Source organism: Paenibacillus sp. LHD-117, from assembly GCF_030929555.1.
GTDB lineage: Bacteria > Bacillota > Bacilli > Paenibacillales > Paenibacillaceae > Pristimantibacillus.
The window spans coordinates 13,574-34,439 of record NZ_JAVFVT010000011.1; the positions used below are offsets into that span (position 1 = coordinate 13,574).

Here is a 20,866-nt window from a genome sequence, read left to right on the forward strand (position 1 = left end):
GGAGAAATTTCTTATGGCAGGAAGCAACCAACTCATTGTCCCACAAGCAACGCAAGCACTGAATCAACTGAAACTTGAGGCAGCGCAAGAATTGGGCGTGCAAATTCCGGCAGACGGCTATTACGGTAACGTTTCTACTCGTGATGCCGGTTCGCTTGGCGGATACATTACGAAGAAGCTTGTCCAAATTGCTGAGCAACAATTGTCCGGCGGCTACCGTTAATCGATTTCTCATACACAGGATGTAACAGCAAGACAAGCCCAGGGGAAACCTTGGGCTTCTTATTGTCCGACAGACAAGACTTAGAATTCAAGCGAAAGCCCCTTTCCATTGTGGAGGAAGGGGCTTGCTTTCGTCAACCCGCGAGCCGATTGCTTAGATACAACGAGGTTTCTCAATACGTATCCATACGCAGCCGTTTCATGAGCCTTTCCTCACTGAGCCAACCAACATAGGATCCGACTGTCTCGAATTGTTTGTTCATCAGCAAAACCGCGACGAACGGATATTGTTTGCGATGACGGTAACGAACATCCGACCATCTGACCTCGTACCCCCATGAATGCTCCTTGACGTCGGAGCAAGCGAAGCTCGTGAAGTAAAGAAACGAACGGATGGCCGGATCGTTTTTCGACTTAGCGACGGCCGGATGGCTGGAGCAACGCACCTTGTCGAGCCATTTGAGCGTATTGCTTCGCAAATTGCCAACGTAGAACGTTCCGTCCTCGCTTTGCTTCACGATGTTCCAGATCGACATGGATATCGTCGGGATTGCAATGTACGTATCGCTTGGGCGGTGGCTGGCATCGAGCTTCTTGAGCCTGTTCACGGTCGATTTGGCCGCGTACGTCCGCCAGACGAAATAGACCACCAGGAACAAGTACATAACCGGGAAAAGAACGGCGGGATTTACGAGACCCGTCGCCCACAGTAAAATGGCAATGAGATGCGTCGTAAAAATGATGGGATCGAAGATGTGAATAATATTCCACGATATCCACTTCTCGTTGAACGGTCGCATAGCTTGCGTGCCGTACGCATTAAACAGATCCGTGAACACGTGCACGACGACCGCCAGCAGCACCCAGCTGCCGATATGGAGCCATGGCAAGCTTCCCCTGTAGAACAATTGCAGGAGCACCGTGATGGCCACGGTCCATAACAGGATCGCCGGGATGGAATGCGACATGCCCCTGTGGTTCCGGATGTAGCTGGCATTGCCTTTGAGCCGGAACAGATTGTCAAGATCCGGCGCTTGAGAGCCGGCGACCGTCCCGAGAAGTACGGCGGTCTGGACGGCAGGACTTGCGGCTACGACCGGGTCGATCGTTGCAAGGCCCGCGAGACCGATCCCCATCACCAGATGTGTTCCTGTATCCATATTTTCAGTTGACCTCCCTTATGCGAAGACGATTGGGATTAGTATCGCCCGAAGCGGGGGGACTTTATCAGAAGAAGCGAGAGGAGACTGCCGCCAATGTTTATATGTTTCGCCGAATATCGGATCAGGCCGGAGTGCCGGGAGCAATACGAGCAGGAAACGGAACGATTAATGAAGGAAACGGGAGAGGGCATGCGATTGTACGAAGGAACGGATCAGCCCTGCCTATTCGTGGAAGTATGGAGTGCTTCATGTGCGGAAGAAGCGGAGCGAATCAAAAAAGAACGCCGCAGCGAGCGTTCTTCTTGGGCGGTCCTTTCGCAGTGGATCGACGGAGGGGAAGCCAAGCTCCACATATGGACGTTCAAGCCCGCGCATGTTTCGTCATCCTGAGCCATCGCCATTGTATCCCGTCCAGGGGTGACGGTCGATACGTCCGGCGACGGCGCATCGGATTCGGAATCCTTGCGAATGCGATTATTGTTGTCCGTTCATTCCCGTCGTGCCGGTTGTAAGCGGTGTGCTCGGCGTTACGACTGTGCCTTGGAACGGATATTCGTAGTTGATCGGACCGTCGAACGTGACATAATCCAGGTTGAGCATAAGTAACAGGTAACGCATACCGGTCGCCGGATCGCTAATAATAATATGATCGCGTCCCGCCGCTTCGATGACGCCCTTGAACACTTTGGCGTTCCATTCTTTATTGTTCTCGTACGTCATGTAGAACGTGGCCAGCTTGCCGCGGTTCAGACGCAGAATGTTTTCTACATACGACTCTTCGACGGCTGGCAGAGTGACGATATTGCCGCCGCTCGGCGTTACGAAGGATCCGCTTGGGACGGTACTCATCGGGCTCATCGTACCTGCCGCAGGCATCGTGCTTGTGTACGGCGGCGCGTATTGACCTTGACCTTGCGGATACCCGCGATATCCGAATCCGTACGGCTGATAGCCGTAACCTGACGGCGCGAAGCCTGCGTTTCCGTCCGTCGTGCTGACTTGTTGTTTGTAACCGAAGATACTCATTTCTCGTTGTTCCTCGCTTTCATGCAATGGAAATCGGAATCGTAATTAATAAACTGTCGGACATTCGCCGGCCTTCGGGATGTAGAAGCAATGCGCCTTGAATCGGCCGGCGTTGCTTTGGTTCCACCATGTTCCGGGACAGCCGCCTGCCGGACGGAAAAACCAAAGGGCGTTGGAAGCCGGATGCTGGCGTTCGCCGCCGATGACCCGTTTCGCAAGCCGGATTTCGCTTTCGCGCGCTTTTTGGTAGAAGTAGCTTTTGTGGATCGCCTCGAAGCCGCCTGGGCTTTGATACACCATATCGGGGATCGATCGGATGTTTTTGAAATCAAGACAGTTGCCGCGCACGCGGTTGACGCCGACATTGCCGACCATGAGCATACCCAGATCGCCTTCGCCTTCCGCTTCGGCGCGCATGAGGCGCGCAAGCATCTTCGTATCTTCGGCATTGGTTTTGATGACTGCCATAGATGAGATCCTTCACTCCCTTCGTCCTTGGAATGGGCGTTACACTACATGGTTAATGTATGGAACATTAGGCGGAAAGGTTACAAAATTCAAATACAACCGAATTGTCACATTATGAGTGTCGAAATCATGAACAAAGGCGGTGAACGTTGTCACCGCCAACATTTTTCGGTATGATTAGTAACGATTCAACAATGAAAGAGAGATGTTTTGCGCGTCTTGTCGCATACTCGGGAGGCTAGCTTTTGTGCTGAAGGATTTGATTGCGTTAACGAAACCGCGGCTGCTCCGGCTGAATATGTTTGCCGCTTTAGGCGGGTTCTGGGTAGCTTCCAAGTGGGAGCTTGACTTCCCGCTTATGATATGGATGTTGATCGGCTCGACATTGACGATGGCTTCGGCAACCGTCGTGAACAACTACTGGGACCGCGAGCTGGACCAGAAGATGGAGCGCACGAGAAACCGCACGCTGCCGATGGGAAGAATGACGCCTGCCGCAGTGTTGGCCTACGGCATTATTTTGGGCGTCGCCGGACTTGCCATCCTGTTCGTTCTCGATCCACTTACCGGCTTCCTTGGTTTGCTCGGCTGGTTCGTGTATATCGTCATCTATACCATGTGGCTGAAGCGCAGCTCGACATGGAGCACGTCAATCGGAGGCATTTCCGGGGCTATGCCGCCGGTAATCGGCTACTGCGCCGTAACGAACGAGGTTGACGCCGGAGCCTGGTTATTGTTCGCGCTTCTATTCTTATGGCAGCCCGCACACTTCTGGTCGCTCGCTATCCGCAGGGTCGAAGAATACCGCGAAGCCGGGTTCCCGCTGCTGCCGGTGGTCAAAGGCGTCAAACGGACCAAGCTGCAAATGATTCCTTACGTGCTTCTGCTGCTGCCGACGGTCGTGTTGCTTTATACGTACGGGTATGCAGGCATTTATTTTTTGATCATCTCGGCTGTGCTCAGCGTCGTATGGCTCGTTCATACGATTGGAGGCATACGTGCCGCGGATACAGAGAAGTGGGCGAAAGTTAATTTTTTGATTTCGGTTAATTATTTGATGATCGTATTTGTTGCGATGATCGCGAATACCGTGAAGTAACGGTTGTCTTAAGGCGAGGAGGATTGGATTTTTTGGTGTTTTTACGGAGGCATGCGTTCAAGATAGCCGTGCTCGCGTTATGTGCGGCGATGGGCATTTATTTGTTAATTACATACGTGTGGAAGCCGGAGGCGGCGCTGCCTGTGCTGCAATCCGCTCCGGAATTCGAAATGAACGACATCGACGGCAATCCGGTTTCGCTTTCGTCCACGAACGGGAAGGTCCGGCTTGTTTACTATTATTTCGCCAATTGTCCGGATGTGTGCCCGCCGACGACGTTCCTGCTGTCGGAAGCGCAGGACAAGCTTCGCGCGGAGGGCAAACTCGGGAGCGAGGCCGAGCTGATCTCGATCACCTTCGATCCGGAGAGGGATTCCCCGGACGCGATTCGGCAATTCGCCGAGCGGACCTCCGCGGAGCTGGACGGCTGGCATTTCCTTCGCGGAGACGGCGACGCTACAATCGAGCTCGCGAGGAAGATGGGAGTCAGCGTTGTGAAGGATCCGGAATCGGGGACGTTCTCCCATATGAACTTGATTGTCCTGATCGACAAGGATGGCCAAATCCGGCAGTTGATCAAAGGCAGCGACGAAAACTTGGACGCCAACTACATCGTAAATCAAGTGAACAAGCTGCTTTAAGCTAAATATGAAAATGCAGAAGGACCGTCGGGCAGCCCCGGCGGTCCTTTCTGTTACGTTTTACAAGCCGGAGAATAGCTTTACGAACTTCTCCATCGATTGCTCCATCGCCGCTTGCATGTCGGCCATGACGTTTGAAAGATGCGGCAACTTGTCGCTTTCACCGATCGTCTTCAAATAAGCGACCGCAGCCATGGAAACTTCCGTGTTAACGTTGATTTTGCAGATGCCGTTCGCGATCGAATCGCGGATTTTGTCATCCGGCGTACCGGAGCCGCCATGCAGAACAAGCGGCACGTCGACCGCTTGCCTGATGCGTCCGAGCAGTGGAATATCAATGTTCGGCTCGCCCGTGTACATGCCGTGCACGGTGCCGATGGCCGCCGCGAGGAAGTCGACGCCCGTTTCCTGCACGAACGCGCGGGCGGAATCCGGATCGGTCAGTGCGCCGCTGCCCTCTTCCTCGTCGGAGAAGGCGCCGCGGGCGAGCGAGCCGATCTCCGCTTCCACGGATACGCCGGCCATATGCGCGATCTCGACCATTTCCTTCGTGCGGCGAATATTTTCCTCAAGCGGATATTTGGAGCCGTCGTACATGACTGAACCGAAGCCGCAACGGATAGCCCGGATGATCGATTGTTTCTCATAAGCATGATCCAAATGGAGGGCAACCGGAATGCCGGCTTTCTCTGCGATCACCTTCACGAACGCGCTGAACGCTTCGACATCGACGGTATCGAAGTAACGCTCGCCGAGCGCGATGATAACGGGCTGGCGCAATCTTTCGGATACGGCAACAGCCGCTTGCACCGTTTCCATGCTGTAGACGTTAAACGCCGCTACGGCGTATCGCTTTCTGCGCGCTTCTTCAAGAATGGATCGGGTTGTTGTAAACATCGTGTATCGACCTCCATGTTTGTAGTTAAACTACATAATATTGAGTGACTACTTTGAATAATACTACATTTTAGCTACTACATCAATGTAGAAATACTACAATCTCGAATGGTGCACTCTGCCGAATCATCAATAAACAGTACCAAAGGGGTCGAAAATAGGCGGATTTCCATACACATTAGATGAAGTAATTGTTTTTCGAATGTAGTATAATGAATCTGTCGAGAAAAAAGACAACAAAAAAGTAGTAAAAATACATTGATATAGTTTCAAACATGTAGTATTATTACATCACGGCCGAAAGTGAGGATCGATCACGAACATGGCAACTTTTCAACATCGAATTAAAGCTTTGGAGAAAGAGTTAACCAATTCCGATCGAAAAATTTGGGGTGTTCTTGCAGAAAACGAAAAACCTTTCCTGTTATCGATGAACGAACTGTCCAAGTTAAGCGGCGTAAGCGAACCAAGCGTCGTACGGTTTTACCGCAAGCTTGGCTACACGAGCTATCAGGAGCTCAAGGTTGCGCTCGCTCAGGAAATGTCGGCGGATAACGAAGCCAGCAGCATTTACGAGCAAATTTCCATGACGGATACGGCGGAAGAAGTGTTCGAGAAGGTGCTCGACCAGACGATCGCCGCATTCCAGACTACGAAACACATGATCAATTACAAAGCGCTTCACCGCGTGGGAGAGATCATGGCGGAAGCCAAACGGCTTTATTTTTTCGGACAAGGCGTATCGGGTATTATCGCTTCGGATGCGGCACACAAATTTTTGAGGCTGGGCATGAACGCGATCGTGATGACGGATTTGCACATGGAAGCGATTGCGGCGTCGCATATGAATGCGGGAGATGTTATATTCGCCGTCTCGCATTCGGGAGAAACGATCGGGCTGCTCAACGTTCTGCAACAGGCTAAGGAGAAGGGCGTCAGAATTATTGTCATTACCGGCTTTGCCAAGTCATCGATCGCCCATGTCGCGGAAGAACTGCTCGTAACGAGCTCCAATGAGACGGATTACCGTTCCGATGCCATGATCAGCCGAATCGTGCAGCTGGCGATCATAGACAGCTTGTATGTCATATCCGTTCTGCGCAAGGGGAAAGCCGGCATCGACGCGGTCAACGCGTCCCGTCTGGCGGTGGCGAAGCTCAAAACATAACAACATGGGTATACGGAGGTCAACCAATGAAAATATTAACATTCGGAGACGCTATGATTCGCGGCGAACAATTCACGAAGGCAGCCGGCATGCTCGGCGATCACGAAATCGTGACGACGGATTGGGAAGCCGATTGGGGCAAGCTGCAGAACCGTCGTCTCGTCATCGAGCAGCAAGGTCCCGCGGTTGAGGAAGTGCCGCAGATGTTCAAGGACAACAAGGACGCGGATATGGTGCTCGGTCTGTTCGGACCGTTCTCGGCGGAAGGTATGGATGCTTTCGACGACCTAAAGCTGATAGGAGTTGCCCGTGCCGGCACCGAGAATGTAGATGTAAAAGCGGCTACCGAACGCGATATTGTTGTCGTTCACGTCATGGGCCGCAACGCGCAAGCCGTATCCGACTTCGCGATCGGCCTGATGCTGAACGAATCGAGGAACATCGCTCGCGCCCATCATTCGATCAAAAACGGCGAGTGGCGCAAAACATTCAGCAATTCGGATTATATTCCGGAGCTGAAGGGCAAGAAGGTCGGACTAGTCGGCTTCGGATATATCGGCCGCCTTGTCGCGAAGAAATTAAGCGGCTTCGACGTCGAAGTGATCGTATTCGATCCTTATGTGAAGCCGGAATCGATCGACATGCCGCATGTTACGATCGTGGACAAAGAAACGTTGTTCCGCGAGGCGGATTTTATATCGCTGCATGCCCGTCTGACCGAAGAGAATCATCATATGGTCAGCCGGAGCGAGCTGGCGATGATGAAGCCAACCGCATATCTGGTCAACTGCGCCCGTTCGGGCTTGATCGATACGGACGCGCTTGTCGAAGCTTTGAAGAACAAACAAATTGCGGGAGCGGGGCTGGACGTATTCGACATCGAGCCGCTTGAGGAAGGCAATCCGCTGCGCGAGCTGGACAACGTGACGCTTACGACCCATATCGCCGGCACGACTTCCGATGCTCTGATGCAATCTCCATTCTTGCTGGCGGAAGAAGTGAAGAAGGTGCTGGAGACGGGCCATGCAAGCTGGGTCAAAAACCCGGAAGTGTTGAGTCGTCCGAAAGTGAAGCAATGGATTGAATCTTTGCAATCTTAATAACTAGCTTTCGACAGACGGAATTTCATTATTCTGTCTGTCGGAAGCAACATTTAATCTCCATAAAGGCATAATATTGAAACCGCTTACAAAGGAGCGATTATCATGAGTGAAAACCTTCAATTATTACTGTACGCAGTTATCTCTATCGTCGGACTCATTATTTTGATCGGCAAATTCAAGCTCAATCCGTTTATCTCGCTCGTCATCGCCGGCTTGGCCATGGGTCTTATGTCGGGCATGAAGCTTGGCGAAATCGCGACGGCTTACCAGACGGGAGCAGGCAACATTATGGCCACGATCGCGATCATTCTCGGTCTCGGCACGATGCTCGGCAAGCTAATGGCTGAATCCGGCGGCGCCGAACGGATCGCAAGAACGATGATTTCGAGGTTCGGCGAGAAAAAAGTCCATTGGATCATGCTGATCGTTGCGTTTATTTGCGGCATTCCGGTATTTTTGCAAGTCGGCGTTGTTCTTCTTATCCCTCTTGTCTATACGCTTGCCCGCTCGACAGGAACGTCCCTCATCAAGATCGGCGTCGCCATGCTTGCCGGCGTTGCCGTCGTGCACAGCTTGGTGCCCCCGCATGCGGCGGCTATGGCCGTTATCGGCATTCTGAAAGCAGATGTCGGCATGACGCTTCTGTATTCGATCATCGTCGGTTTCCCAGCGGCGATCATTGCCGGCCCGCTGTACGGCAGCTGGATTGCGAAACGGGTTAATCCAGAAGTGTCCAAAGAGCTGATGGGCCAATTCGGCGGCAGCGAAAACGACGAAAAAAATCTGCCCGGCTTTGGCATCACGATGTTTACCATCTTGCTTCCGATTATTTTGATGCTGATCAAAACCGCTGTCGACCTATCGTTGCCGGATGGACATGGTGCCCGCACATTAATGTCGTTCATCGGCCATCCGATTACATCGCTCTTGATCTCGCTGGTTGTCGCTATGTTCACGTTCGGATTCGCTCGCGGCATGAAGGCCAAGCAAATGTCAGACATGCTGAACGATTGCTTGTCCCCAACCGCGTCGATCCTGCTCATTATCGCGGCAGGCGGCGGCTTCAACGCCGTGCTGGTTACAAGCGGCGTAGGCGAGGCTATCGCATCGTACGCTTCGGCTTTGAACTTGTCGGTACTCCTTCTTGGCTTTGCTATCGCCGGCCTCATTCGCGCTTCGATCGGCTCCGCTACAGTTTCGATGACGACGGCGGCAGGCATTGTTCTCCCGATCGCGGAGATGTCGCCGGGTACAAACATGGAGCTTCTGGTGCTCGCGATCGGCGCAGGCTCGATTATGCTAAGTCATGTGAACGACTCCGGCTTCTGGCTCGTGAAGCAATACTTTAACATGACGGTCTCGGAGACGTTGAAGACTTGGACAGTCATGATGACGATTATGTCGTTTGCGGCGTTCGCGATGGTTCTGTTGATGAGCATGATTGTTTGATTGCGAGCGGGTTGATTACAATATCCGATAGTTAAGCAACATAAATGTATGGAACAAGGAGGAGACACCGCTATGACTGAACAAAAAAAAGTTCTCCCTTTGGCAATGGTTATCGATTTGGGAACGACCGGCGGGCGCATCGCGCTCGTCGATTCCGCGGGAACGATACAAGCGATGTCCTATCGGGAATACAGCAGCATCTTTCATTCGCCGACGGTGATCGACCATGATCCCGAGACATGGCTGTGGTCCATCCGGGAGAATGCCGCGGAGCTTAAGCGAAAGGTGCCCGAGCTGTTCCCGCTCATTCAAGCGGTAACCGTCACAAGCCAACGGGCAACCTTTATCCCCGTCGACGCGAAGGGCAAGCCGATCGCGCATGCGATTCTGTGGCAGGACAAACGTTCCGTCAAGGAAGCCGCTTATTTGAGAGAGACGATCGGGGAGCAGACGATCTTTGCCAAGACGGGTCTGAAGATCGACCCTTACTTCTCTTTGCCGAAGCTTCTGTGGCTTCGCAGCGAGCGTGCGGAAATCTATGAGACAGCCGCATATTTTCTTAGCGTCCACGACTTCGCGATTTTTGCGCTGACAGGCGAATTCAAGACGGATTGGACGCAGGCTTCGCGCACGATGCTATTCAACATTCACGAATTCGCTTGGGATGAAGAGCTGGCGGGCATGGTGAACATCGACCTTGGCAAAATGCCAAAGGCTTACCCGACCGGCACGATTGCAGGGCCCGTAACGGCGGAAGCCGCGGAAGCATATGGCATTCCCGCGGGATTGCCCGTCGTCATGTCGGGCGGAGACCAGCAATGCGCGGCGCTCGGCGTCGGCGCGATCGAGCCGGGCATCGTCAAGGTGACGACCGGCACAGGTTCGTTCGTCGTTGCGCCAACGGACAAGCCGATCACTTCGCCGGAGCATAAAGTCGTCTGCAGCACTTCCGCCGTGCCTGGCCAGTGGATCATTGAAGCCGGGATCTTCACGAGCGGCTCGACGTACCGTTGGCTCAGAGACTTATTGGTCGACGATCGCTCTTACGAGAAGCTGAACGAGCTGGCGCTCGCATCGGTACCCGGAGCGAACGGCGTGCTGCATGTGCCGCATTATGCGGGAAGTGCCGCTCCGTACTGGAACGCTGACGCGACCGGCGTCCTGATGGGCGTCTCGCTCGGAACGAGTCGGGCGGATATCGTACGAGCCTATTTGGAAGGCATCTGCTTCGAGGTGAACAAAAACTTGCGCATTATCGATTCGATCCTGCAGCAAGAGGAGGACGCCGAATACAAACGTCTGTCGGCAATTCACGTCTGCGGCGGGTTGGTTCAATTCGATCTGTTCAACCAGATCCAAGCCGATATTTTCGGCATTGTCGTCATTCCAAACACGACGGAGCAAGGCAGCGCGGTCGGCGCCGCCATGAACGCTTTTACGTCGATTGGCGTATTCGCCGACTTGAAGGAAGCGCACCGCGCGATGAGCCAGCTGGACATGACGCGGATGAAGACGACGAATCGCGGGCTGAAGGCCGTCTACGCGGAGATGTCCGCTCTTCACGATGCGCTCTATCATTCCTTGAACAACAACGATATGTACGCAAGGCTGAAGCAAACGGCTTCCCGATTTGGCGAAGCGCTGGAAGACCAGCTCAATTAAAAATCGTCTTTGCTCCACTCGGAAGCGGGATCGAGCGCGGGATACACGATATGCGCGTCGAGGCCCGCTTTTTCCAATTGCTCAATCAAATATTCTACGGGCGTATGCTCGACGCCGGAATAACCTTTGCGCGTGTAGATGTGTTCCGCGTCGGGAAACAGATCGCTTAACATGCCTCGGATGCGGCGGCCGGAGGAATCGTTATCCGTGAAAACGTAGATCTGGCGGTCGCCAGCCTCCTTGAGGAGCTTCTCAAGCTGCAAGGTCCCTGGCGTACCGTACGTGCATAGGATCATGATTCGGTCATCCAGCACGCGCCGCAGTCTGCTCCGGTCATTTTTCCCCTCTACCACGATGGCAACGTCCATCCCGATCCCTCCAATCGCTACTTCTATATTAATGCTTAGTGTACCATACGGACAGCCCTCTCAAACAAGAAGGCCGCCTCTCGGCGCGGACGAGCGTCTGCGCCGAGAGGCGGCCACATGCGATTAAAGGACCATCATATCGGAATTACCAGAATCCGGCACATACGATGATTACGAGCAAGATAAACAATACAAGAACAGTGCCTACGCTGTTGTGACCAAAGCCTCTGCCTACGCCTGTCATTATGGAGTCACCCCTCTACGGTAGCGTTAAAGTCTGGCGGCCGGCTGCGTGAGCCAAGGCCTATGGACGATTAGCCGCCCGACACACAATATTCTATGTGCGGAGAAGACGAATGCCTTGTGCGTTTACCCAGTCTTCGAAAATTGGGTGTTCGGCGCAAGCGTGCGAAATTTGTAAAAGGGGAGAAGAGCCAGCGCCAGCATGAGCGCAATGAATGCAATGTAATAAGGCGAAACATGGTCGCGAAGCTGTCCTGCCAGCATTGGACCGAGAAAGGCGCCGACCGAGAAGGCGATGGACAGCACCGAAAATGTCCTGCCGTACCTTGTGCCGCCGCTTAACTCGATCAGCAAAGTGGAAAGCGCGGGCAATATGATGCCTTTGGCCATGCCAACGAACAACAGCATGACGGCTAGAGGCAACGGAACTTCTGTCGCGATGCCGAAATAGACCAAAGCCAGGCAAAGCGCGCCCCATAACGTTCGCTGGAACGCGGGCAATCGGTTCAGGAACAGCATGCTGAGCGTAATGAGCGCGCCGATGCTGACGACGGAGAATAAAAGGCCGGTCGTCATCATGGCTTCTCTTGTCTTCGCGAGCAGGGGAAGCTCGAAGGAAAGAATGCCCTGCGCGCAGCTGAGGGCGACGGGCAGCAGATAGATCAGCCACGGAATCGGCACGGATTGTGCGGCAGGCGTCTTGGCCTTCGATCCGGAGGGAGCGACTAAAGGATTTTGACCGGACGCCGCCACGCTGTTGTTCAGCTTTCGGTTAATTTCCTTGATGAATACGAGCGCGCAGATCGCCGTCCCGATCAAAACCCAGCCAAGAATCGTAAAGGCCGTGCCGAAGCCGATTTTGGCGACGAGATAAGCGCCTGCCGCCGGGGAGACGACGGAGGCGAGCGTGTGGACGAGGCCGTTGCCCGCCATTAGCTTGCCTTGCTCCGTAATGTCGCTCGTCAGCCTCGCTAGCAGCGACAAGCAGGCCGGCGACAGGAATGCTAGCACGAAGCCGCTGATGGAACGCAGCAGCAGAAGCTGCCACGGATCGGTGACGTACGCTTGGAACAGCAGGATGATGCCGGCGCCAAGCAGACTGAATACGATGAACAGCCGGCTGCCGTATCGGTCGACGCCGTAGCCGGCGATGACGTTGCCCGGCAAATGCGTGATGGAGTACATGCCCATCATGAGGCCGATGAAGGAAGGTGCAGCGCCGATAGAAATGGCGAACGGAGTCAAAATCGGATATTGAGCATGCAGGTCGAAAAAAGCGACGAACAGGAACAAATACAGCCATAACGCGGTTCTCACAAGCGGATCCTCCTTGCATTCAAATACTTGTTAAAAAACTTCCTCTTTAGAACATATACCTACTTGTACGCCTTGATGGGACAGGATATGTCTCCCGATTGCGGACGGCGGCGTTTACGCCCTATTCTTGGTAGGCTATAATATTTTGTAGTAGATGTTAGAAAGAGTTATAATAGGAGGGTTCGCGAATGGATTTTTTGGATTTTTCGGCATACGATACGGAGACATGGACAACGTTTTTACAAGAAAACTGGTTGGTGCTCGTTATTGCTTTGGTCGCGTTGCTGCTTATCGTCCGCGTCGTGAAGACGGTCGTCAAGTGGGCGCTTGCCGCGGTTATCGTCATCGGGGTCGTTCTCTACAGCGGTTATTCGCTTGACGACGTGAAGGAGATCGGCACCAAGATGATGGATACCGTGAAGCAGGAAGCGGTCACGGCGATGATCGGGGAAGCCGAGAACGCGGAGTACAAGGTAAACGAAGACGGCACGTATACGGTAACGACGTCGAACATCGAGCTGACGGGTGAGGTTGGGGCAAGCGAAGTGAAGGTATCCCTTAAGGGCGCGCCGGCTATTACGCTTCAGCTGGACGACGCCATTCTGACCTTTATCGAGCAAGCGAAACAAAACGGTTAACAGGCAGGCCCCGCAGGCCTGCATGGATGGGGAGTGTGTGACACATGCAGGACGATCCGCAAAAGCGGGAAATCGATAATCGGCGAAACTTTTCGTTCCGCCTGAACTTTTTTTTCTTTATTACGTTTGGGTTATTCAGTCTATTGATTGTAAGACTTGCGGTACTGCAGTTCGTAGAAGGGCCGACGCTTAGCGCGGAAGGACTGCGCAAGAGCACCCGGAACGACGCGATCGCGCCGATCCGGGGCAATATCTACGATGCGAACGGCTACCCGATCGCGTACTCGACTTCGACTCAATCGCTCTATTACAGCATTCAACCGGGCAAAGGCTACGAGGACAAAGCGAAGGCAACGGCCAAGCAGCTTGTAGAGATCTTCACGCAGTACGGCGATCCCAAGCAGGCGATGACCGAAGACGATATTATCCGCCAGATGGACCTGGAATTCGGGCGCAACACGATCTCCACGCCGCGTCGGATCAAATCCGGTCTAACGAAAAAAGAAGTCGCTTATTTCATGGAGAACCGGACGGATTTCACCGGCGTGGACATCATGGAAGAGAGCGTGCGCAATTACGACAAAAGCTCGATCGCGGTGCAGCTCGTCGGCTATTTGAAAAAATACAAAGGCGTCCGGGTCGACAACGAGTTCTATTCGGCGAAGATGGACGAAACGGATCCCGCGCTCAAATATTTGGAAGAGGAAGAGGTCGGACTCGACGGACTGGAGTTTATGTACCAGGACGTCTTGCGCGGAAAAAACGGGCTGAAGTCGTATCCGGTCAACAACCAGGAGCAAATTATCGGCCCGATGCAGATCACGAATCCGGAGAAAGGCGCGGATCTGTTCCTGACGATCAACAAGAACATCCAGCTTCATACGGAGCAGTCCATCATGAACCATCTCGAGAAAATCCGCAAATCGACCAACCGGTACGAGAAAGCGGAATTCGCGCAGACGGGTTTCGCGGTCGCTATGGAAGTCGACACGGGCAAGGTCGTCGCGATGGCGAGCATGCCGGATTACAATCCGAACATCTGGGCGGGCGGCCGGATTAGCCCTGAGGATTATGAGAACTTCAGCAACGTGCTCCCGAACGGCACGATCCGTACCGTCTATGGCCCATATAAGACAAAGGTCGACAGGGACAAACATCCATCCTCGATCGTTCCTCCGGGTTCGACGATGAAGCCATTATCCGTTCTGATCGGTTTGCAAGAAGGGTTATTCTCGCCAACGACCCGGTATAACGATACGGGATTGTTCACGTACGGCAGCAAGGGTTACGAAACCAACATCCGGAACTCCCAGAACAAGTCGTACGGCAGCATCGACGGAGCGGGCGGGATCGCCCATTCTTCCAACCCGTTCATGGCGGCGATGATCGGTAATAAGCTTTATTTGCGCGGAACCGTTAACGGCAAGTCCAGCGTCGAGATTTGGGACGGGTACATGAAGCAGTTCGGGCTTGGCGTATCGACGGAGAGCGGACTTCCGGGCGAGTCGCGCGGTATCATCGAATACTTCACCGAGGCGGAGCGGGGAAGCGCGCAGTCCGCGCTCATCCAGGCTTCCTTCGGGCAGCAAGGGCGTTACACGACTCTTCAGCTCGCGCAATATACCGCCATGCTGGCTAATCGGGGCAAGCGTATTAAGCCGCAGTTCGTGAATGAGATCAAGGATTCGGAAGGCAACCTCATTCAAGGCTATACGCCGGAGATACTGAATACCGTCGATATTCCAGAGGCGTACTGGAAGGAAATCGAAACCGGCATGGAGCAGGTTAACGTGCAGGGGTTCGAAGGTTTCGGACACGAATTCCGCAGGAAGACGGGTACCTCGGAGCAAGACGTGTCGCAGCGCACGGCCGAGAACGCGGTGTTCATCGCTTACGCGCCTGCTGATAACCCGAAGCTGGCGGTTGCGGTCATCGTGCCGGACGGCGGCTTCGGCGGTTATGGCGCGGCTCCGATCGCACGCCAAATCTTCGACGCCTACGACGCTGAGATCGGGCTGACCGGCACGCCGAACAAGGCGCTTGCGGCTCAGCTCGCGGCTGCATCGGCAGGCGGCGCTGCCGGCGGGACTAACGCCGACGGCACGCCTATCGCAGGCGCGGGCCAAGGGGCGGGAGACGCACAGTAGCAAAGCGGTACCGCTGCCGTTCGGCAGTAAGGCGAACGACGGGCGGTATCCGCGAAGCAAATGCGGGTGGATTATCGAGAGTTAGACCCGCGCCGATCAAAATCAATAAACAAAGGGGCTGTCCCAGAAGTAAACACTTTTAGGGGCAGCTTTTCTTCGTCTACATGGGGTGCAGCGGACTGAATGTGTACGAAAAATCGTACAAACGACGCCCAATCGGGGCGCATCGGGCCGAATGTGTACGAAAAATCGTACTCACGACGCCCATCTGGGGTACATCAGGCCGAATGTGTACGAAAAATCGTGCTCACAACGCACATTTGGGGCGCAGCGGGCTGAATGGATATGAAATTTCAAGCACGCAGGAGCTGTCCCAAGTCATCTATGACTTTCGGGACAGCCCCTGTTCGTTTATTCGGTAATTTGAAAATTCGCGAACTGTATTTTCGCCTCGGGCATGCCCGAATAAAGTTTTCGGTAAATCCCCCACTTCGGACGGTTGATCGTTGCCCCGTCTCTCCAGTTGTCTCTTGTTCCGCTGTATGACATTAGCGTCGTGCCGTCAAGCAGCTTCAGCGCCATGTTTATGGAGCCGCTGTCCGTATGTTTGACAGTGACCGTCGCTTCCACCCATTGTCCGTCCACATTCGAGAATTCCGTCTGAGCAAGCGTCGAGAGCTGGGCCGTGTCCGTCCCGACCGGATTGTGCCTGAACTTCAAATAGCCGTTGTCGAGAGAAAACGTCAATACCGGATAACCGTCATCGCCGTCGACCGCTTTTAATTGAAAGATATGATGGAAATTTCCCGATGGCGGCATCGGGTAAGGACTCATCGCCCGGAATTGCCACTTGTATGTAGTCGTTTGCCCGTTGGTAGCGGTTACATTGCTGGGCGAGCCTTTGTACGCCTTCACCTCGATACGCTGCCTGTCCGTATTGCTGCCGTCCAGTACCGCGGTATCCGATTCCGTTCCCGCTTTGAACATAAACACGTTTCCGACATAGGACGAAGTGGATTCGTACAGATGACCGGAATCGGTGGGACCATCGACCGGATCGGAACCCAAATATTGCTGAAAAATAGCCAGCGGCGAGCTTCCGCTGTTCGGTCCGTCGGAATTGATCGTTACCGTGGCGGCATATACGGTACTTGCGGCGAATACCGATGCGAGCGTCAAGGCGGCGGCGACTTTGTAAGACTTTTTCATTTCATGTTTCCTCCTGATCATTTGTTAGATTTGGTCGGATCCAATTGAAGGTAAAGTAAAGATAAGCAGCTCCTTTCCGAAGGAATAATTTCATTTTATAGAAATCATTTCTATCCGATATGCGTTTTTTTTCGGTGGCTTGTGCTTTTTTGCTTTTTGAACTGGCGAAAGGTTCTGAGAACGGCCTGATCATTATGTATCGGTTGACGAAAGCTCGTTGTCTGGAACAGGTTTGGCAGCCGACTCCGCAAACGCCAAAAAATAAATGTTGCACAAGAGAAACATTTTTGTGTATTATTAAAAAAGAGGCGTTAAACAAAATGTTATTACTTGGGGCAAATTGTTTGTCCTGTTCACTATTAATCAGCTTTGGGAGGGTCATGAATGAAAAGGACGAGTAAAGTGAATTCCGCGGTGCGGAGATTTGTGATGACGATCATATTTTTATCGCTCGCGGCTCTGACGCTTGCGGCATGCGGCGGGGAACAGTCGGGGACGACGAGCGGGGATGGGAAGCTGACAATTACGGCGACGACGGGCATGATCGCGGATATCGCGGCGGTAGTAGGCGGCGACCGCGTCGCTGTAACTGGACTCATGGGGCCGGGGATCGATCCCCATCTTTATAAGGCATCGCAAGGCGACGTGAAGAAGCTGGACGGAGCCGACATTATTTTTTATAACGGCCTTCACCTGGAGGGCAAGATGGGCGAAATTTTCGAGAAGCTGGAAAAGGGCAAACCCGTCGTCGCCGTCTCGAAGGATATCGACGAATCGAAGCTGCATGGCGATCCGAACGCGAAGGGCGGAGCGACGCATGACCCGCATATTTGGTTCAACGTGCAGCTGTGGATGTCGGCGGTCGAAGTAGTAAGAGATACGTTGAAGGAACAGGATGCCGAGAATGCCGATTATTACGAGTCGAGAGCTGCGGATTACTTGACCGAACTTTCGGAGCTGGACGGATACGCTCGCGAGCAAATCGCGCTTATTCCCGAGAAGAGCCGAATTCTGGTGACGGCCCATGACGCATTCGGATACTTCGGCGAGGCGTACGGTCTCAAAGTGTTGGGGCTGCAAGGCATGAATACGATGTCGGAATACGGCTCCAAAGACGTGAGCGAGCTTCGCGACTTCCTGGTGGATAACGGCATCAAGGCCGTGTTCATCGAATCCAGCGTTTCGTCCAAGTCGATCGAATCGGTCATCGAAGGCGCGAAGAAGCTCGGCCACGAGGTCGTCATCGGCGGACAGCTGTTCTCCGACGCTATGGGCGATCCGGGAACGGTCGAAGGTACTTATATCGGTATGGTGAAGCATAACGTAGATACGATCGTAGCTGCGCTCAAATAAACCGCCCACCACGAAAGGAAGCGAATGCGATGAGTATGGCGAAAACAATGACCGGAATGGCTGCGCGAGAAGCAGCCCCGCTGTCGATAAGCGGACTCAGCGTGGCATACCAGAAGAAACCCGTCCTGCGGAACGTTTCGTTCGAGGTGAACGAAGGCGAGCTGATCGGCGTCATCGGGCCGAACGGCGCGGGAAAGTCCACGATGATGAAGGCTGCGCTCGGACTCCTTCCAAGCATTAGCGGGGAAGTGCTCGTCTACGGCAAAAGCTTGAAAAGCCAGCGCAAGCTGATCGGCTATGTGCCGCAGCGCGAGTCGGTCGACTGGGACTTTCCGACGAACGCGCTCGACGTCGTTCTCATGGGGACATACGGCCGGCTCGGCTGGATCCGTCGCCCGGGCGCGAAGGAAAAGGCGCATGCGCTCGAATGCCTCCGGAAGGTCGGCATGGCCGACTTCGCCGACCGCCAGATCAGCCAGCTGTCCGGCGGGCAGCAGCAGCGCGTGTTCCTGGCTCGCGCGCTTGCCCAGAACGCGAAGCTGTATTTCATGGACGAACCGTTCGCCGGCGTCGACGCCGCGACGGAGAAAGCCATCATAACGCTGCTTCAAGAGCTGAAGAAACAAGGGAAAACCGTCATCGTCGTTCATCACGACTTGGCGACGGTCAGACAATATTTCGACTCCGTGCTGCTGCTGAACGTCGAGCTGCAAGCTTTCGGGCCAACCGAGTCGACGTTTACGCACGAGAAGCTGCAACGGACCTATGGCGGCAGGCTAGCCTTCCTGGACCAGGGCGAGGTCGCCATATCCGGCGCAAGCGGCGGAGGTGGTACGTTATGAGCAACTTCTTCGCGATGTTAGCCGATCCGAACATGCAGTGGATCTTCTTCGGCTGCATGCTGCTCGGCCTTAGCTCCGGCGTCATCGGCAGCTTCTCTTATTTGCGCAAACAAAGCTTGGTCGGGGATACGCTCGCGCATGCCGCGTTGCCGGGGATCTGCATCGCGTTTATGTTGACAGGCGTCAAGTCGATCGGGATCTTCCTGATCGGCGCCGGAATCGCCGGCGTCATCGCGACTTTCGGCATCGGCTATATTACGCGGCATTCCCGCTTGAAACAGGATGCGGCGCTTGGCATCGTGCTCAGTTCGTTCTTCGGTCTCGGAATCGTATTATTGACCTTCATCCAGCATGGGGACTACGGCAACCAATCCGGTCTCGACAAGTTTCTGTTCGGGCAAGCGGCGGCCATGGTCGGCTCCGACGTCGTCACGATGTCGGTCATCTGCCTCGCGCTCGTGTCGGTCTGCACGTTATTGTTCAAGCAGTTCAAGCTTATCTCGTTCGATCCCGGCTTCGCGAAGGGACTTGGTTATCCCGTCGCGCTGCTGGAGCAGCTTCTTATGCTGCTCGTCGTCGTGGCGGTCGTCGTCGGCATTCAAGCGGTTGGCGTCGTGCTCATCGCCGCTTTGCTGATCACGCCTGCCGTATCCGCCAGATACTGGACGAATAGACTCGGCTTCATGGTTGTCCTGTCTGGCGCGTTCGGGGCGTTAAGCGGGGCGCTGGGCACCTGGATCAGCTCCTCCGTCTCGAACCTGCCGACCGGTCCCGTTACGGTGCTTGCCGCTACGGCATTCTTCGGTATATCGGTGCTCTTCGGACCGGAGCGGGGGCTTCTCGCGAAACGTATACTGCGCATCCGAGTCAAGCGGCGGTTCCTGCTTGAGAACGACATTCGCAAACCTGTAGCCGGAGAGCGGATGAAAGGGGAGACGGCAGGATGAGCGACTTCTGGATTCTGTTAACCGGCAGTCTCGTTGCGGCATGCTGCGGGATCGTCGGCGTTTTCCTCGTGCTGCGCAAAATGGCGATGATCGGAGATGCGATCAGCCACTCGGTCATGCCGGGCATCGTCATTGCTTTCCTGATCAGCGGCTCGCGCGATTCGCTGCTCATGATGTTCGCCGCGCTTGCGTTCGGGCTGCTGACGACGTTCTTGATCGGGATGTTCCAGCGCAGCGGCATCCAATCGGATGCTTCGATCGGCGTCGTGTTCACCGCGTTATTCGCGATTGGCGTTATTCTGGTCAGCTTGTTCGCCAGACAGGTTCATCTGGATCAAGACGCCATTCTGTACGGAGAGATCGCGTTCGTCCATTGGAACCTGTGGGAGATCGGCGGCGTCAATCTGGGGCCGAAGGCGGTCTGGCTGCTTGGCGTTACGCTGCTGATCATCGGCCTTGTAATCGGGCTGTTCTACAAGCAGTTCAAGTTATGCGCGTTCGACCCGGCGCTGGCTGCCGCGATCGGCATTCCGGTCGCATTGTTCCATTATTTGCTGATGGGCCTCGTGTCGATGGCAACGGTCAGCTCGTTCGAAAGCGTAGGGGCAATCTTGGTCGTCGGAATGCTGATTATTCCGGCTTCGACCGCTTACTTGCTGACGGATCGGCTTGGCGTAATGATCGCGCTCAGCATCGTTGTTGGCGTAGTCAGCACCTTCATCGGCTACGGAGCTTCAATCGTGCTGGATGCGTCGATCGCAGGCTGCATTATCGTCGCCGCCGGGCTGCTGTTCGTCGCGACCTTCCTCTTGTCGCCTAGCCATGGACTCGTAAGCCGCAAGCTCCGTCAGCGCAAGCTGGCGGCCGAAGCGGCGAGCGGGACTCGGACGGCGTAATCGGGAAA

At 54.4% G+C, this 20,866-nt stretch carries 21 protein-coding genes; 14 read left to right on the plus strand and 7 right to left on the minus strand.

Annotation, left to right across the window (positions count from 1 at the left end):
- Positions 1 to 13: 13 nt before the first annotated feature.
- On the plus strand, positions 14 to 223 hold the full coding sequence (locus RB620_RS10280; protein ID WP_308094011.1) for an alpha/beta-type small acid-soluble spore protein: 210 nt from the start codon (positions 14 to 16) through the stop codon (positions 221 to 223).
- Positions 224 to 395: 172 nt separating this feature from the next.
- On the opposite strand, the gene RB620_RS10285 is transcribed toward RB620_RS10280, so the two are convergent.
- Positions 396 to 1,382 carry a metal-dependent hydrolase gene (locus RB620_RS10285; RefSeq protein ID WP_308094013.1) on the minus strand — a complete coding sequence of 329 codons (987 nt, stop codon included), beginning with the start codon at positions 1,380 to 1,382 and terminating at the stop codon, positions 396 to 398.
- Between the two features lie 96 nt (positions 1,383 to 1,478).
- Here RB620_RS10285 and RB620_RS10290 point away from each other — a divergent pair, with 96 nt between their 5' ends.
- On the plus strand, positions 1,479 to 1,775 hold the full coding sequence (locus tag RB620_RS10290) for a hypothetical protein (RefSeq protein ID WP_308094015.1): 297 nt from the start codon (positions 1,479 to 1,481) through the stop codon (positions 1,773 to 1,775).
- An 84-nt stretch (positions 1,776 to 1,859) separates the two neighbouring features.
- Here RB620_RS10290 and gerQ read toward each other — a convergent pair whose 3' ends face one another.
- Together gerQ and RB620_RS10300 are read right to left on the minus strand one after the other, a co-directional pair.
- Entirely contained in the window at positions 1,860 to 2,411 is a 552-nt protein-coding gene (gene gerQ / locus RB620_RS10295) for a spore coat protein GerQ (protein WP_308094017.1), read from the minus strand.
- Between the two features lie 45 nt (positions 2,412 to 2,456).
- Positions 2,457 to 2,879 (minus strand): cell wall hydrolase, encoded by a 423-nt coding sequence (locus RB620_RS10300; RefSeq protein ID WP_308094019.1) that lies wholly within the window; start codon positions 2,877 to 2,879, stop codon positions 2,457 to 2,459.
- A gap of 247 nt (positions 2,880 to 3,126) precedes the next feature.
- Here RB620_RS10300 and cyoE point away from each other — a divergent pair, with 247 nt between their 5' ends.
- Complete coding sequence (cyoE, locus tag RB620_RS10305; RefSeq protein ID WP_308094020.1) at positions 3,127 to 3,978, plus strand: heme o synthase; 852 nt, start codon at positions 3,127 to 3,129, stop codon at positions 3,976 to 3,978.
- A gap of 35 nt (positions 3,979 to 4,013) precedes the next feature.
- Positions 4,014 to 4,619, plus strand: a complete 606-nt coding sequence (locus RB620_RS10310) for an SCO family protein (protein ID WP_308094258.1) — start codon at positions 4,014 to 4,016, stop codon at positions 4,617 to 4,619.
- A 60-nt stretch (positions 4,620 to 4,679) separates the two neighbouring features.
- Here RB620_RS10310 and RB620_RS10315 read toward each other — a convergent pair whose 3' ends face one another.
- On the minus strand, positions 4,680 to 5,516 hold the full coding sequence (locus RB620_RS10315) for a class II fructose-bisphosphate aldolase (RefSeq protein WP_308094022.1): 837 nt from the start codon (positions 5,514 to 5,516) through the stop codon (positions 4,680 to 4,682).
- A gap of 322 nt (positions 5,517 to 5,838) precedes the next feature.
- Here RB620_RS10315 and RB620_RS10320 point away from each other — a divergent pair, with 322 nt between their 5' ends.
- The 4 genes from RB620_RS10320 to RB620_RS10335 all read left to right on the plus strand — a co-directional run bounded on the left by RB620_RS10320 (position 5,839) and on the right by RB620_RS10335 (position 10,898).
- Positions 5,839 to 6,684, plus strand: a complete 846-nt coding sequence (locus RB620_RS10320; RefSeq protein ID WP_308094024.1) for a MurR/RpiR family transcriptional regulator — start codon at positions 5,839 to 5,841, stop codon at positions 6,682 to 6,684.
- A 26-nt stretch (positions 6,685 to 6,710) separates the two neighbouring features.
- Positions 6,711 to 7,784, plus strand: a complete 1,074-nt coding sequence (locus RB620_RS10325; RefSeq protein ID WP_308094026.1) for a 2-hydroxyacid dehydrogenase — start codon at positions 6,711 to 6,713, stop codon at positions 7,782 to 7,784.
- Positions 7,785 to 7,889: 105 nt separating this feature from the next.
- The gene (locus RB620_RS10330) at positions 7,890 to 9,236 is read left to right on the plus strand and encodes a GntT/GntP/DsdX family permease (RefSeq protein ID WP_308094028.1); all 1,347 of its coding nucleotides are present in this window, start codon (positions 7,890 to 7,892) and stop codon (positions 9,234 to 9,236) included.
- A 72-nt stretch (positions 9,237 to 9,308) separates the two neighbouring features.
- The gene (locus RB620_RS10335) at positions 9,309 to 10,898 is read left to right on the plus strand and encodes an FGGY-family carbohydrate kinase (protein ID WP_308094030.1); all 1,590 of its coding nucleotides are present in this window, start codon (positions 9,309 to 9,311) and stop codon (positions 10,896 to 10,898) included.
- Here RB620_RS10335 and RB620_RS10340 read toward each other — a convergent pair.
- Positions 10,895 to 11,266, minus strand: coding sequence for a ribonuclease M5 (locus tag RB620_RS10340; RefSeq protein ID WP_308094031.1), 372 nt, complete (start codon positions 11,264 to 11,266; stop codon positions 10,895 to 10,897). The two genes, RB620_RS10335 and RB620_RS10340, sit on opposite strands and share 4 nt — an antisense overlap.
- A 369-nt stretch (positions 11,267 to 11,635) precedes the next feature.
- On the minus strand, positions 11,636 to 12,826 hold the full coding sequence (locus tag RB620_RS10345; RefSeq protein ID WP_308094033.1) for an MFS transporter: 1,191 nt from the start codon (positions 12,824 to 12,826) through the stop codon (positions 11,636 to 11,638).
- A gap of 188 nt (positions 12,827 to 13,014) precedes the next feature.
- On the opposite strand from RB620_RS10345, the gene RB620_RS10350 reads away from it, so the two are divergent.
- Positions 13,015 to 13,464, plus strand: coding sequence for a hypothetical protein (locus tag RB620_RS10350; RefSeq protein ID WP_308094034.1), 450 nt, complete (start codon positions 13,015 to 13,017; stop codon positions 13,462 to 13,464).
- A gap of 44 nt (positions 13,465 to 13,508) precedes the next feature.
- Complete coding sequence (locus RB620_RS10355; protein ID WP_308094035.1) at positions 13,509 to 15,611, plus strand: peptidoglycan D,D-transpeptidase FtsI family protein; 2,103 nt, start codon at positions 13,509 to 13,511, stop codon at positions 15,609 to 15,611.
- A gap of 411 nt (positions 15,612 to 16,022) precedes the next feature.
- Here RB620_RS10355 and RB620_RS10360 read toward each other — a convergent pair whose 3' ends face one another.
- Positions 16,023 to 16,820 (minus strand): heparin lyase I family protein, encoded by a 798-nt coding sequence (locus RB620_RS10360; RefSeq protein ID WP_308094036.1) that lies wholly within the window; start codon positions 16,818 to 16,820, stop codon positions 16,023 to 16,025.
- Between the two features lie 384 nt (positions 16,821 to 17,204).
- Here RB620_RS10360 and RB620_RS10365 point away from each other — a divergent pair, with 384 nt between their 5' ends.
- From RB620_RS10365 to RB620_RS10380, 4 genes are read left to right on the plus strand one after another with little or no spacing between them, the layout of a single operon-like run.
- Positions 17,205 to 18,173, plus strand: coding sequence for a metal ABC transporter solute-binding protein, Zn/Mn family (locus RB620_RS10365; RefSeq protein ID WP_308094037.1), 969 nt, complete (start codon positions 17,205 to 17,207; stop codon positions 18,171 to 18,173).
- Between the two features lie 35 nt (positions 18,174 to 18,208).
- Positions 18,209 to 19,015, plus strand: coding sequence for a metal ABC transporter ATP-binding protein (locus RB620_RS10370; protein ID WP_374121393.1), 807 nt, complete (start codon positions 18,209 to 18,211; stop codon positions 19,013 to 19,015).
- The gene (locus tag RB620_RS10375) at positions 19,012 to 19,962 is read left to right on the plus strand and encodes a metal ABC transporter permease (RefSeq protein WP_308094039.1); all 951 of its coding nucleotides are present in this window, start codon (positions 19,012 to 19,014) and stop codon (positions 19,960 to 19,962) included. Before RB620_RS10370 ends, RB620_RS10375 begins: the two co-directional genes overlap by 4 nt.
- A complete protein-coding gene (locus RB620_RS10380; protein WP_308094040.1) occupies positions 19,959 to 20,858 on the plus strand; it encodes a metal ABC transporter permease in 900 nt (299 codons plus the stop codon). The genes RB620_RS10375 and RB620_RS10380 overlap by 4 nt, the downstream gene beginning before the upstream one ends.
- Positions 20,859 to 20,866 lie beyond the last annotated feature (8 nt).

Excerpts from the sequence above, each read along its gene's own strand:
- RB620_RS10280 (WP_308094011.1), top strand. The coding sequence starts at position 14 with ATGGCAGGAAGCAACCAACTCATTGTCCCACAAGCAACGCAAGCACTG.
- gerQ (WP_308094017.1), bottom strand. The coding sequence starts at position 2,411 with ATGAGTATCTTCGGTTACAAACAACAAGTCAGCACGACGGACGGAAAC.
- RB620_RS10285 (WP_308094013.1), bottom strand. The coding sequence starts at position 1,382 with ATGGATACAGGAACACATCTGGTGATGGGGATCGGTCTCGCGGGCCTT.
- RB620_RS10290 (WP_308094015.1), top strand. The coding sequence starts at position 1,479 with ATGTTTATATGTTTCGCCGAATATCGGATCAGGCCGGAGTGCCGGGAG.
- RB620_RS10335 (WP_308094030.1), top strand. The coding sequence starts at position 9,309 with ATGACTGAACAAAAAAAAGTTCTCCCTTTGGCAATGGTTATCGATTTG.
- RB620_RS10300 (WP_308094019.1), bottom strand. The coding sequence starts at position 2,879 with ATGGCAGTCATCAAAACCAATGCCGAAGATACGAAGATGCTTGCGCGC.
- RB620_RS10360 (WP_308094036.1), bottom strand. The coding sequence starts at position 16,820 with ATGAAAAAGTCTTACAAAGTCGCCGCCGCCTTGACGCTCGCATCGGTA.
- RB620_RS10340 (WP_308094031.1), bottom strand. The coding sequence starts at position 11,266 with ATGGACGTTGCCATCGTGGTAGAGGGGAAAAATGACCGGAGCAGACTG.
- RB620_RS10330 (WP_308094028.1), top strand. The coding sequence starts at position 7,890 with ATGAGTGAAAACCTTCAATTATTACTGTACGCAGTTATCTCTATCGTC.
- RB620_RS10375 (WP_308094039.1), top strand. The coding sequence starts at position 19,012 with ATGAGCAACTTCTTCGCGATGTTAGCCGATCCGAACATGCAGTGGATC.
- RB620_RS10355 (WP_308094035.1), top strand. The coding sequence starts at position 13,509 with ATGCAGGACGATCCGCAAAAGCGGGAAATCGATAATCGGCGAAACTTT.
- RB620_RS10325 (WP_308094026.1), top strand. The coding sequence starts at position 6,711 with ATGAAAATATTAACATTCGGAGACGCTATGATTCGCGGCGAACAATTC.
- RB620_RS10320 (WP_308094024.1), top strand. The coding sequence starts at position 5,839 with ATGGCAACTTTTCAACATCGAATTAAAGCTTTGGAGAAAGAGTTAACC.
- RB620_RS10380 (WP_308094040.1), top strand. The coding sequence starts at position 19,959 with ATGAGCGACTTCTGGATTCTGTTAACCGGCAGTCTCGTTGCGGCATGC.
- RB620_RS10365 (WP_308094037.1), top strand. The coding sequence starts at position 17,205 with ATGAAAAGGACGAGTAAAGTGAATTCCGCGGTGCGGAGATTTGTGATG.
- RB620_RS10315 (WP_308094022.1), bottom strand. The coding sequence starts at position 5,516 with ATGTTTACAACAACCCGATCCATTCTTGAAGAAGCGCGCAGAAAGCGA.
- RB620_RS10370 (WP_374121393.1), top strand. The coding sequence starts at position 18,209 with ATGGCGAAAACAATGACCGGAATGGCTGCGCGAGAAGCAGCCCCGCTG.
- RB620_RS10350 (WP_308094034.1), top strand. The coding sequence starts at position 13,015 with ATGGATTTTTTGGATTTTTCGGCATACGATACGGAGACATGGACAACG.